This is a genomic window from Pseudomonas sp. R62, assembly GCF_000257605.1.
Taxonomy (GTDB): domain Bacteria; phylum Pseudomonadota; class Gammaproteobacteria; order Pseudomonadales; family Pseudomonadaceae; genus Aquipseudomonas; species Aquipseudomonas atacamensis.
In genome coordinates, this window is the sequence record NZ_JH635998.1 from 1441275 (window position 1) to 1453818 (window position 12544).

12 protein-coding genes are annotated in these 12544 nt (G+C 63.5%); 8 read left to right on the forward strand and 4 right to left on the reverse strand.

Annotation, left to right across the window (positions count from 1 at the left end; genetic code table 11):
• From OQK_RS07770 to cobG, 3 genes are all read right to left on the reverse strand, one after another.
• Nucleotides 1-497 (reverse strand): precorrin-2 C(20)-methyltransferase (locus OQK_RS07770; protein WP_016771873.1); only part of this gene is annotated, 497 nt, incomplete at its 3' end.
• Nucleotides 494-1120: a precorrin-8X methylmutase gene (locus OQK_RS07775; RefSeq protein WP_016771874.1), complete on the reverse strand. Its 627-nt coding sequence runs from the start codon at nucleotides 1118-1120 to the stop codon at nucleotides 494-496. The genes OQK_RS07770 and OQK_RS07775, both read right to left, overlap by 4 nt.
• Nucleotides 1113-2411: a precorrin-3B synthase gene (gene cobG / locus OQK_RS07780; protein ID WP_016771875.1), complete on the reverse strand. Its 1299-nt coding sequence runs from the start codon at nucleotides 2409-2411 to the stop codon at nucleotides 1113-1115. Before cobG ends, OQK_RS07775 begins: the two co-directional genes overlap by 8 nt.
• A gap of 132 nt (nucleotides 2412-2543) precedes the next feature.
• Here cobG and OQK_RS07785 point away from each other — a divergent pair, with 132 nt between their 5' ends.
• The 8 genes from OQK_RS07785 to OQK_RS07820 all read left to right on the forward strand — a co-directional run bounded on the left by OQK_RS07785 (nucleotide 2544) and on the right by OQK_RS07820 (nucleotide 11205).
• On the forward strand, nucleotides 2544-3755 hold the full coding sequence (locus tag OQK_RS07785; protein WP_016771876.1) for a bifunctional cobalt-precorrin-7 (C(5))-methyltransferase/cobalt-precorrin-6B (C(15))-methyltransferase: 1212 nt from the start codon (nucleotides 2544-2546) through the stop codon (nucleotides 3753-3755).
• On the forward strand, nucleotides 3748-4845 hold the full coding sequence (locus tag OQK_RS07790) for a cobalt-precorrin-5B (C(1))-methyltransferase (RefSeq protein WP_016771877.1): 1098 nt from the start codon (nucleotides 3748-3750) through the stop codon (nucleotides 4843-4845). The genes OQK_RS07785 and OQK_RS07790 overlap by 8 nt, the downstream gene beginning before the upstream one ends.
• Nucleotides 4842-5570: a cobalt-precorrin-6A reductase gene (locus OQK_RS07795; protein WP_016771878.1), complete on the forward strand. Its 729-nt coding sequence runs from the start codon at nucleotides 4842-4844 to the stop codon at nucleotides 5568-5570. Before OQK_RS07790 ends, OQK_RS07795 begins: the two co-directional genes overlap by 4 nt.
• 511 nt (nucleotides 5571-6081) lie before the next feature.
• Entirely contained in the window at nucleotides 6082-6480 is a 399-nt protein-coding gene (locus OQK_RS07800; RefSeq protein ID WP_016771879.1) for a DUF2946 domain-containing protein, read from the forward strand.
• 48 nt (nucleotides 6481-6528) lie between these two features.
• On the forward strand, nucleotides 6529-7008 hold the full coding sequence (locus OQK_RS07805; protein WP_016771880.1) for a copper chaperone PCu(A)C: 480 nt from the start codon (nucleotides 6529-6531) through the stop codon (nucleotides 7006-7008).
• 21 nt (nucleotides 7009-7029) lie between these two features.
• Nucleotides 7030-7476, forward strand: a complete 447-nt coding sequence (locus OQK_RS07810) for a DUF2946 domain-containing protein (RefSeq protein WP_016771881.1) — start codon at nucleotides 7030-7032, stop codon at nucleotides 7474-7476.
• Nucleotides 7477-7560: 84 nt separating this feature from the next.
• Nucleotides 7561-9681 (forward strand): TonB-dependent copper receptor, encoded by a 2121-nt coding sequence (locus tag OQK_RS07815; RefSeq protein WP_016771882.1) that lies wholly within the window; start codon nucleotides 7561-7563, stop codon nucleotides 9679-9681.
• A 150-nt stretch (nucleotides 9682-9831) separates the two neighbouring features.
• On the forward strand, nucleotides 9832-11205 hold the full coding sequence (locus OQK_RS07820) for a PepSY-associated TM helix domain-containing protein (protein WP_016771883.1): 1374 nt from the start codon (nucleotides 9832-9834) through the stop codon (nucleotides 11203-11205).
• Nucleotides 11206-11251: 46 nt separating this feature from the next.
• Here OQK_RS07820 and OQK_RS30385 read toward each other — a convergent pair whose 3' ends face one another.
• Nucleotides 11252-12328: a hypothetical protein gene (locus OQK_RS30385; RefSeq protein ID WP_238537156.1), complete on the reverse strand. Its 1077-nt coding sequence runs from the start codon at nucleotides 12326-12328 to the stop codon at nucleotides 11252-11254.
• Between the last annotated feature and the right edge of the window lie 216 nt (nucleotides 12329-12544).

The window sequence follows — 12544 nt, forward strand, 5'->3', positions numbered from 1 at the left end:
GGCAGCACGCCGGAAAGCACCGACAGGCTCTGATTGCGATACACCAGCGGCGCGCCGAGCACCGAAGCGCCGCCGAGCATCGAGCACACGCCGGGCACGACTTCGGCCTCATAACGGCTGGCGAGGCGGTCATGCAGGTACATGTAGGAGCCGTAGAAGAACGGGTCGCCTTCGCAGATCACCGCCACATCGCGGCCGGCATCCAGATGTTCGGCGACCGCCACAGCGGCTTCGTCGTAGAAATCGCTGATGACCTGTTCATAGGACAGCGGCGCCGGCAACGCCTCGGTGGTCACCGGATAGACCAGCGGCAGCAGATTCTGCGCCTCGACCAGATGCGCCTCGATGATGCCGAACGCATTGCCCTTCTTGCCCTTGGCCACGAAATACGCGACCACTGGCGATTCGCGCAGCAGGCGCAAGGCTTTGACGGTGATCAGTTCCGGATCACCGGGGCCGACACCGAGGCCGATCAGACGTCCTTTGGCCTCCATCATTCGATCTCCGTGGCGAGGGCATTGACGGCGGCGGCGGCCATGGCACTGCCGCCCAGGCGACCCTGCATGATCACGAACGGCACGCCGCGACTGTCGGCGGCCAGTGCCGCTTTCGACTCGGCAGCACCGACGAAGCCGACCGGGAAGCCAAGGATCAGTGCCGGTTTTGGCGCGCCGGCGTCGAGCATTTCCAACAAGTAGAACAGCGCGGTCGGTGCGTTGCCGATCACCACCACACTGCCTTCAAGGTGCGGGCGCCACAGTTCCAGCGCGGCGGCCGAGCGGGTGTTGCCCAGCTCAAGGGCAAGCTCCGGCACGCTGTCGTCGCGCAAAGTGCAGATCACTTGGTTATTGGCCGGCAGGCGCGCGCGGGTCACGCCTTCGGAGACCATCCGCGCGTCGCAGAGAATCGGCGCACCGGCCGCCAGAGCATCGCGCCCGGCCTTGCCCGCGCCCTCGGAAAATTGCAGACCGTCGACGGCCTCGACCATGCCGCAGGCGTGGATCACCCGCACCGCAAGTTTTTCCAGATCGGCGGGAATGCGCGCCAGATTGGCCTCGCGGCGAATGATCGCGAAGGAGTTGCGATAGATCTCCTGACCGTCGCGGATGTAATCAAGCATCAAGGGGGCTCCGGGAGCGGGCGTCGAGCAGGGTCGCGGCCGCTTCAATAGTAAGGTTGCAGGCGTGCAGCGTGCCGAAACCGGGTTGTGCTGCATCGCGAAAATAGAGGTCGTAATGACCGGGGGCGACCGCCAGCAGCGTGGCTGGCGCGCAATGGGCGGCGGCGCAGGAGCGCGAGCAGCCCGACAGGTGCACGCCGAGCCCTGCGGGCAGCAAAGGTGCCAGTTGCCGGGCATCCTGCTTGGTGTCGGCAAGGCCTTTGCCGCAGCCATCGGCGCCGGTGCAGGCGATCAGCCTTGTCAGCGGTTCGGCGTCGGTCGTCAGCAGGCCCAACGCCCGCAACTGCTCAAGCACGTTGTCGGTATCCGTGGCTTTCACGTTCGGCAGCAGCAGGCTCTGCCACGGCGTGAAGCGCAGACTGCCATCGCCAGACTGTCGGGCCAGTTGCGCCGCGCCACGCAGCATCGCCGGATCGAGACGGCCCAGTGGCGGCACCGCGACGACGTAGCAGCGGCCTTGCGTGTTCTGCTGATGAGCGCCGATGTGCAGCGCGTCTGCCGACGCCGGGCGCTGCCAATTGCTGATTGCCTTGAGCGATACGCGCTCGCGCAACGATTCCAGAAACGCGAGCCTGGGCAACTCATCGAGCAGATGGCGCATCCGTGTTTGCTCTGGCCGGGCCAGGTCGAGGAACAGTTCCAGCGCGGCGACCACCAGCGCGTGAGCGTTGTCCTGAGTCACAGCGCCGAGAGGGCGATCGGTCGGGCAACCGGCCAGACCGAATGCCCAGAGGACTTCGCCGTCACGCTCGAATGCCGACAGCCACAGATCGTGCGGATGTTCGAGCATCGCCAGCGCTTCGCCGCCATCGAGCTGCACGGCGAACTTGGCGCTCAACTCATGGAAGCGCGGATGGCTTTGCAAGGTGTCGAGGATTTGCCCTGCGAGCGAGCGCGTGTCGATCAGCATCTGCCGATCGATGCCGGCGGCCGGGCTGAGCATCAGATTGCGCACATCGTCGCCGGCAGCGTTCTTTGGCCCGAGGCCAGCGGCCAGCAAGCGCTCGATCAGCGCCGCCGATTGCGCACCGATACCACGAATCTGCAGATTGCCGCGATTGGTCGCCTCGATCGCGCCACTGGCAAACTCCTCGGCGGCAGCGGCCACCGCATCGGCCTGATCGGCACTGATCGAACCGCCATCGAGCTTGATCCGACAGATACCGCCGTCCAGTGCCTGGACGATACGCAGCAACCCCGGGCAGGCCGAGGGGCGTAAAGCGGTGGACATCGGGCGTTCGTTCAAGGGGCTGACCGGTTGTGTGGCAGGAGCGCTTCGCGGGCGAAGGCGCGGTATTATGCCTGCTTTGTCCGGTGGCATGAAAAGTCTGCCCGTCGGAACGGCACGTTTTGAGGAATATAGATGTCACCCTGGCTGACGATCGTGGGAATCGGTGAAGACGGCTTCAAGGGCCTGGGCAAAAACGCCCGGCGTGCTCTGCTGGGCGCTTCGCGGATCGTCGGCGGCCAGCGTCAGCTGGACCTGCTGCCGCCGTGCATTGGCGGCGAGCGGCAATTGTGGCCGAGTCCGTTTTCCCTCGCGCTGGTGCTCGAGTCGCGTGGCGCGCCGGTCTGCGTGCTGGCCAGCGGCGATCCGATGTTCTACGGCGTCGGTGCCAGTCTGGCAGGTCAGGTGCCGAGCGCCGAAATGTCGATCATTCCCGCGCCTTCGTCCTGCGCACTGGCCTCGGCGCGCCTGGGCTGGCCGTTGCAAGAGGTGACGGTTGTGTCGCTGGTGGCGCGTCCGCTGGCGGCGCTCAATGCGCATCTGTTCAGCGGCGTGCGTCTGTTGCTGCTGAGCAATGACGGCAGCAGCCCGGCCGCCGTTGCGCAATTGCTCCGCGAGCGTGGTTTCGGCCCAAGTCGCATGACTGTGCTAGAGCACCTGGGCGGTGCCGCCGAACGACGTATCGAACGCAGCGCCAGCGAATGGGACGACCCGGCGGTCGCCGACCTCAACGTCGTCGCTGTCGAGTGCTTGGCCGACCCCGGTGTTACCGGCCTGTCGCGCCTCGCCGGTTTGCCCGATTCGGCGTTCCGTCACGACGGCCAGTTGACCAAGCGCGACGTGCGCGCCATCACCCTCGCCCGCCTGGCGCCGAAGCCCGGCGAACTGCTCTGGGATGTCGGCGCCGGCAGCGGCTCGATCGGCATCGAGTGGATGCGTGCGCACCCGAGCTGTCGTGCCATGGCGGTCGAGGCCGACGAGGGCCGTCAGCAATTGATCGAACACAACCGCGATGCGCTGGGCGTACCCGGCCTGCAACTGATTCGTGGCAAGGCGCCGCAAGCACTGGATAACCTCGAACGGCCGGACGCTGTTTTTATCGGCGGCGGCGTCACCCGTGAGGGTGTATTCGAAACCTGCTGGGACCGGCTCAAGCCCGGCGGCCGATTGGTGGCCAACGCCGTGACCCTGCAAAGCGAAGTCACCCTGATGCATTGGCGCGAACAATACGGCGGTGAGCTGACGCGCATCCATGTCGCCCAGGCGCAGCCGCTCGGCGAGTTCGACACTTGGCGTCAGGCGTTGCCGATCACCCTGCTGGAACTGGTCAAACCCCTCGATGCGTGACGAAACCGCCGAACAACCCGCGCCCCTGCGCAGCGGCCTCACCACCGGCAGCTGCGCCACCGCCACCAGCCTCGCCGCCGCGCGCCTGTTGCTCACCGGCATCGCTGCCGACGCGGTGCACATCACTTTGCCCAAGAGCAAACAGGTGCAGATGCGCCTGGAGTTCTGCCGACTGAGCGAAGACGGTGCCGAAGCCGGGACGATCAAGGATGCCGGCGATGACCCTGACGTCACCCACGGTGCCCTGCTTTATTCACAGGTGCGACTGTGCGCCGAACCGGGAATTCGCTTCAACGCCGGTGTCGGCGTCGGCACGGTGACCCGACCGGGTCTGGTATTGGCCGTCGGCGAGCCGGCGATCAATCCGGTGCCACGCAAAATGATCAGTGATCACCTGGCCTTGCTCGCCGCCGAAACCGGCTACGGTGGCGGCTTCGAGGTCACGGTCAATGTCGAGGGCGGCGCAGAACTGGCGCTGAAAACCATGAATCCACGGCTGGGCATTCTTGGCGGCCTGTCGATCCTCGGTACCAGCGGCATCGTCCGACCGTTTTCCTGCGCCGCTTACATCGCCTCGATCCATCAGGGCATCGACGTAGCGAAAACCAACGGTTATCTGCACATCGCCGCGTGCACCGGCAACGCCAGCGAAGACACCATGCGCCGGGTTTATGACCTGCCGGAAATCGCCCTGATCGAGATGGGTGATTTCGTCGGTGCGGTGCTCAAGCATCTGCGCAAAGTGCCTGTGGATAAACTCAGCCTGTGCGGCGGCTTCGGCAAGATCAGCAAACTCGCCGCCGGGCATATGGATCTGCATTCGCGGCATTCGAGCATCGATTTGCCGCAGCTGGCCAAGTGGGCGGCGGCAATTGGCGCGGAGCCGGCGTTGCAGCAAGGCATTCGCGAAGCCAATACCAGCCAACAAGCCTTGGCCATGGCCAGTGCGGCGGGCATTGCTTTGGGGGATGAGGTATGTCGCCACGCATTGAATTTCGCCCGCAGCGTGGTACCGACACAGGTGCAGGTCGAGGTGTTTGCCATTGATCGTCAGGGCGGGATTGTCGGGCACGCCGGAGGTTTTGCATGAAACGGCTCCTGCTGCTCGGCGGCGTGACTGAAGCGCTGGCGATTGCCCGCACGCTCGGCCCACAACATATCTACAGCCTCGCCGGCGTTGGCCGGGTGCCGAGCGATTTGCGCTGCCAGGTTCGGGTCGGCGGCTATGGCGGCGCTGAGGGTCTGGCGCAGTTCATCGCCGATGAGGGCGTCGATCTGCTGCTCGACGCCACGCACCCGTACGCCGCACAAATCAGCGCCAACGCCGCCCGCGCGGCACAGCTTGCCGGCATTCCCTGCTGGGCCTTGCGCCGCCCCGCCTGGCAACCGCAAGCGGGCGATGACTGGCGTGAGGTGGCTGACTGGGCCGAACTGATCACAGCGCTGCAACCGTTCCACCGCCCGCTGTTCACCCTCGGCCGCGAACCGCTGCAACATCTCGACGAAATCCCCGCCCACCAGTTCTGGACCCTGCGCGCCCTCGACGTCTATCCCGGCAACGCGCGCTGCGAAGTGATCGGCGCCCGTGGGCCGTTTCTGCTGGAAGACGAGCGCGCGCTGTTCGAGCGCAGGCAGATCGATGTGCTGATCAGCAAGAACAGCGGCAGCAGCGCCACCGAGCCGAAGCTCGAAGTGGCGCGCGAGCGTGGCGTGCCGGTGCTGGTGTTGAAGCGGCCGGGGTTGCCGGGGGTTGATCGGGAGTTTGGCTCGATAGCAGAAGTTCTCACGGCGATCACCAACCTCGGCCCACTCTGAAATCAGAAAACTTCAAGGACGCCTTCGCGGGCAAGCCCGCTCCCACAGGGATTGTCGGTGTAGCTAATATCTGTGCAAAAGCCACAAAACCTGTGGGAGCGGGCTTGCCCGCGAAGGCGTCAGGTCCGCTTGCATATGACTCGATTCCTACAACCCGGCCAGACACCACCCACATAAATTCAAAACAACACCGACTTTCAGCGCCGATCTTGGCCAGTACATCGAAGGATGTGCACTGGAAGATTCGGGAGATGGGCAACTTAACCGAGCAGCGGGTCGAGACGTTATGCAGACCATACGAGCACGAATAGAGACCGATGCGGATTTCGCCCAGGCATTGCGAATCGAAGCCGCTACACTCATTCACAATGGCGAAATCGAAACGGGGCGCAGACTGTTGCAACTTTTGCAGCAAGCACTGCGACACCAAACCGCACGACGCTTTTTTACTTATCGGCCCTGATCAGGCTAAATGGGCCGCGCCTGATCGCCCACCCAACGGACCTGTCCCATGAACCGACGCCGGTTAGCATTTGCCTGGATCGCCTGCCTTGCAGTGCTGTTCAACATGCTCGCCATGCCGCTGAGCGGGGCGATGGCGCAGGCGGCCAGTTCACCGGCCGAGCAGATACTCTGGAGCAGTTTCTGCACCGGCAGCGGCATGAAGATGGTGGCGATCGACATCGGCGCCACGGATCAGAAGGTCCCGCAGAACGACAGCCATTCGAACATGCAGCACTGCTGGTGTTGCTCAGGTGGGGCGCCATTGCTGGCGCTGCCGGGGCATTCGCCGCAGCTGTATTTCGCGCAATTTGAAAGCAACCGCAGCGTTGCGCCCGTCTCCCTGCAAACCCCGACGCCGCGCCAGCAATGGCCGAGTCTCAATCCCCGTGCTTCCCCTCTGGTCTGATTTGTTCGCGCCACAAATCCGCGTTTCAAATCGTTCTGGAGAACTGCCATGTTGAAGAAACTCTTCGTCCTCGCCGCGCTGTTGTTGCCGGCGTGCTTCGCCCATGCCCATGAATACAAAGCGGATGCGCTGGAAATCGCCCATCCGTGGTCGCAGGAACTGCCGCCGAATGCGCCGACCGTCGCCGCCTACTTCATCATCCACAACACCGGTAAAAGCGCCGATCGCCTGCTCAGCGTCGACTCGCCCATCGCTGCACAAGCGCAGTTGCACGAGCACGTGATGCAGGGCGATCTGATGAAGATGCAGCAAGTACCGAGCGTGGAAATCCCCGCCGGCGGCACCGTGACCTTCGCGCCGATGGCTTACCACGTCATGCTGCTCAACCCGAGCGATCGCAGCCTGCTCAGCGACGGCAAGCGTTTCCCGATGACCCTGCATTTCGAAAAGGCCGGTGACGTCAGCGTTGAAGTGGCCGTGCAGAAGAAAGCGCCGGAATCCGCTCAGGGCCACGTCCACGCTCAGTAACCGACCCGGCTGACTTCGCCCATGCGTCCGTTGCGCACCAGGCCCGTCCCGCATCACCGTCAGACTCAAGCGCTGACGCGTGGCAGCTGGATCGCCCTGTTCGCCATGCTGATGATCTTCATCGGTCCACTGATTTCTCAGTCGATGCCGATGGATCAACACGCCTCGACGTCGATGCCAATGAGCATGGACATGTCGATGGACATGCCCGGCATGAATCACAGCGGCCATGCAGCCCAGCCTGCGGCCGAGCATTGCCCGCCGCAATCTTCGCATCACGTGCTGTGGGAAAAATGCGGCTATTGCAGCCTGCTGTTTAACTGCCCGGCACTGACCGGCGGCGGCGATTTCGTCGCCTTCAACATCCCGCCACCGAACACCTTCACCCCACCCTCCCCGCGTCTGGGCCATGCCCGCCAACCCTTCTTCCCCGGCGCCCGCACCCGCGCCCCGCCCATCGCCACGTAAACACGCACCTCTGATTGCACACGGTTGAGAAGACAGCGCCAGGCTGCCGGCCGTGGTGTTTACGACTGTTCGATGGAAATTGTCATGTCCAGGTTTACTGCTGTCCCCTGCGCGGAATCTGCCCGCGCGCACTTTGCCCTGAATGAATCGCGGATTCGTTGCAGGCACGCGATTGCCGTCCTTTGCGGCGTACTGCTGACACCGCTGGCGCTGGCTGATGATCACACCGGCCACGGAAATGAACTGAGCCCGACGGTGATCACTGCCATCGCCCCGAGCTCACCACTGACGATCGTCACCAACCCCAAGGATCCGCGCCAACCGGTGCCGGCCAGTGACGGCGGCGATTACCTGAAGACCATTCCCGGCTTCGCTCTGGTGCGCAATGGCGGCACCAACGGCGATCCGGTGCTGCGCGGCATGTTCGGTTCGCGCCTGAATATCCTCACCAACGGCAGCATGATGCTCGGCGCTTGCCCTGGCCGGATGGACGCGCCGACCTCGTACATCTCGCCGGAAACCTACGACAAGCTCACGGTGATCAAAGGCCCGCAGACGGTCCTGTGGGGGCCGGGCGCATCGGCCGGTACGGTGCTGTTCGACCGTGAGCCGGAGAACTTCGGCGAACTCGGCACTCGCGTCAACGCCAGCATCCTGGCCGGCTCGCATGGGCGTTTCGACAAGGTTGTCGACGCGGCTGCCGGCGGTCCGTTGGGCTACGTGCGAGTCATCGGCAACACCGCGCATTCCGACGATTACCGCGATGGCAACAACGACATCGTCGCCTCGCGTTACGACAAGTGGAACGGCGATGTCGCACTAGGCTGGACGCCGGATGCCGACACCTTGATCGAACTCACCGCCGGCAAGGGCGACGGCGAGGCGCGGTATGCCGGGCGCGGCATGGACGGTTCGCAATTCCTGCGCGAAAGCCTCGGCCTGCGTTTCGAGAAATCCAACATCAGCGAGGTGCTGGAAAAACTTGAGGCACAGGTCTATTACAACTACGCCGACCATGTGATGGATAACTACACCCTGCGCACCCCGTCCGGCACCGGGATGATGGCAGGGCCCATGGCGTCCAACGTCGACCGCCGTACCCTCGGTGCACGGATCAAAGCAACCTGGCGCTGGGCTGATGTTCAGCTGATCACCGGCCTCGACGCACAGACCAACGAGCACCGCCAGCGCAGCTCAATGGGCATCGATACCTACAAGGACCTGCCGTACAGCAAGGACGCCGATTTCCATAACTACGGCGTGTTCAGCGAAATGACCTGGTACGCCGCCGAGCGTGATCGCTTGATCACTGGCGCCCGTGTCGACCGTGCTTCGGCCAAGGATTACCGGCAGACCACCGGGTCGGGGATGATGTCCCGCCCCAACCCGACCGCCGACGACACCCGCGCCGACACCCTGCCCAGCGGCTTCATCCGTTACGAGCATGACCTCGCCGACAGCCCGACCACGCTCTACGCCGGCCTCGGTCACGCGCAACGCTTTCCGGATTACTGGGAGTTGTTTTCACCCAAGTCCGGCCCGGCAGGATCGGTCAATGCGTTCGACTCGATCAAACCGGAAAAGACCACGCAGTTCGACTTCGGCGTGAACTACAGGAGCGCCGACCTCGAAGCCTGGGCCTCGGGTTACATCGGTGTGGTACGCGATTACATCCTGTTCGACTACACGCCGGGAATGATGGGCATGAGCACCTCGCGCGCCGAAAACATCGACGCGCGGATCATGGGTGGCGAACTCGGTGCTGCCTACAACCTCACCGACAACTGGAAAGCCGATGCGACCCTGGCCTATGCCTGGGGCAAGAACAGCAGCGACGGCTCGGCCCTGCCGCAGATGCCGCCGCTGGATGCGCGCTTCGGCCTGACCTACAGCGAGGCCAAGTGGAGCGCCGGCGCACTCTGGCGAGTGGTCGCCGCGCAGCACCGCATCGACGCGAACAAGGGCAACGTGGTCGGCAAGGATTACGCCCAGAGCTCGGGCTTCGGCGTGTTCTCGCTCAACGGCGCGTACCGCATCAACCAGCACTGGAAGGTCAGCAGCGGCGTCGACAACCTGTTCGGCAAAGCCTACGCCGAGCACCTGAACCTGGCTGGCAACGCCGGGTTCGGTTACCCGGCCAATGACCCACAGGCAATTAATGAACCGGGGCGCACGCTCTGGACCAAAGTGGATATGAGTTTCTGACACCAACACCTACCCATGTGGGAGCGAGCCTGCTCGCGAAGACGGCGCCACGGTCGGCATTGATATCGACTGAACAACCGCTTCGCGAGCAGGCTCGCTCCCACAGGTAAACAGACAACGAAAAGAACCAAGCCAAGCGGAGCTCTCGTGATGCAAAAGCCTCAACCCAATTTCTACAACCTGGCCTGGCGCTGGCATTTCTATGCCGGGCTGTTCGTCGCGCCGTTCATGGTGATGCTGGCCCTGACCGGGATCATTTATCTGTTCAAACCGCAGCTCGATTTGCTGATGTACAGCAGCCTGCTCGAAGTACCGGTCGGGCACCACACGGTGCCAGCCGATGACTTGCTGCAACGGGTGAAAGCTGCCTATCCGCAAGGCCAGGTCACTCAGTACCTGCCGCCGGTGAATGCCGAGCGCAGCGCGCAATTCGTGGTGAAAAACGCGGGTCACGAACTCAACGTATTCGTCGATCCGTACCACGGTGACATCCTCGGCGAGCAGGATGCCAAGCAGAATCTGCAAGCCATCGCCCGTGCGATCCACGGCGAATTGATGATCGGCACGGTCGGCGATCGCCTGATCGAAATGGCCGCTGGCTGGGGCGTGGTGCTGGTGGTCTCGGGGCTGTTCCTGTGGTGGCCGCGCGGTCAGGCGGCGGGCATCCTGTGGCCGCGTTGGAACAGCCGCGGTCGAGTGTTGTGGCGCGATCTGCATGCGGTCACCGGGTTCTGGGGCGCGACATTGCTGTTGGTGATGTTGCTCAGCGGCATGACCTGGACCGGTTTCTGGGGCAAGCAATACGCGCAGGTGTGGAACGTGTTTCCAGCCGCCATGTGGGACAACGTGCCGACCTCCGACATCGAGGCACGCAGCCTCAACAGCGCGACCCGCCAGACCGTGCCATGGGCGATGGAAAACACACCGATGCCGATGTCCGGCGACCACGCCGAACACATGAATCACGGCACCGCCCACGCCGGCCCCGCTGCACCCGAAGTCAGCCTGCAGGATGTGCAGAACATCGCCAGTGAGCGCAAGGTCGAGCCCGGCTACAGCATCACCCTGCCGACTACCGCCACCGGCGTGTTCACCATTGCCGTATTCGCCGATGACCCGCGCAACGACGCCACCCTGCACGTCGATCAGTACACCGGCAAGGTTCTCGCCGATGTGCGTTTCGAGCACTACGGCACCGTTGCTCGCGCTACCGAAATCGGCGTGATGCTCCACGAAGGCAAGATGTTCGGCACCTTCAACCAGATCGTCGTGCTGCTGATCTGCCTGATGATTCTGCTCAGCGCCGTCAGCGGCGTGGTGATCTGGTGGAAGCGTCGGCCTGAAGGCAAGTTCGGTGTGCCGCCGCTGCGCCATGACCTGCCGACATGGAAAACCGGCGTGGCGATCATGCTGGTGCTGGCGGTGGTGTTTCCGTTGGTGGGGGCTTCGCTGCTGTTCGTGTGGTTGCTTGACCGGTTCGTCTTGCCACGAGTCGCCCGGCGCACCGTCGATCTACCGCGCTGATAGTGTGGCGCGGGCTCAGTGGCCCGCGCCCGACTCGGCATTCGAATTACAACTCATCTCTGATTCGCACGGCACCTTCGGCCGCCGGCTGTTGCCGACGGGTTCGCCAACCATTGCCCAGGTGCCCGGTATGGCGCCAATACGCGCCTGCCACCAACACCTGAAATTCGCCCAATTGCAGGAGTCGGGAGACAAATTGCCCAGGCGTGAGGCGGCTGACCCATTGCCCGTTTTCATAAACGGCCGAACGGGTCAGCAGCAGATCCCGTTCGGCGTCTGAGTACACTGGCGTGTATTTGAGCAACTCATGGCCGGGCGTGGAGTAGTAATACCCACGAATATCGAAACCTTGGTTTTTCAACTCGTGGGTGTGTGCATACACCAGCGCGGGTTCGGCGAAATTACTGCGGATCTGTTCGTTGTCAGCGACCAGCAAGGTATTGCCCGACAGGCTGAATTGATGACTGGCCACGACGGCATAACCGTCAGGGAAGCGCGGTGCCGGTCGGCGCCAGTCGGTCGCAGGGTCCTCGGCAGTACGGAAAAGACGCAGACGAAGATTTTCCTCGTTGGCGAACCACGCAACAGGCTCCAGCGGGACAAAGCGCTGGCCGGAGTTTTCCCCGAGAACCGCGCCCTCATAGCCGGTCCGAGCGAGTATTTCATTGTCGGTCCGTTGCTGGGCATAGCGGGCAGCATCGTCGGGATGCTGGAAGATCGGTCCCAGCGCCGGAACCGGATGATTTTGCCAGTGGCGCTCACGAGATATCTCGGCAAGGCCCGGTTGCCAGCCCTCCTCGACCCGACCACGGCGAGACCAGCAGGCGCTGGTTTCAATGACATGCAGGTCACCGGCTCGCGCCATCCGATTTACGTATTCGACAAGGCTGAAAGTGCCCTTGCTGTTGTTGCGTTGATCAATCGCCGCCTGCTCCATTGACACAAAAGCGTTGGGGCGCAATTCCACTTGCCCGAACCGGTCGAAGAATGTGCCGGGCTCGAACGCGTGCAGTTGCAGCCTCAGCAGCGCTCCGTCGGCGCAGGAGAAGTAGATCGGTTTGTAACCCTGTGGCGTACTGGCCCGTCGACACGCCTGCTGGACTTCGCTGGGCATGATCAGCACATGCCGGATATCCGTGGATCGTGCGCCAAGCGGCGGCAGGACGGCGCGCAGATAAATCGAATCCAGCAGAAAGCCTGATGGCAGTCGCCCGTGCTCGAAAATCCGGTCCAGCGCCAGCGCAGACCGTTGTGCAGTCAGCGGCAGACTGGCAAGAAACACACCGCCGGCCGAGCGCTGGATGACACCGAAAGTCTGCGTATCGCGGCTCACCGCCAG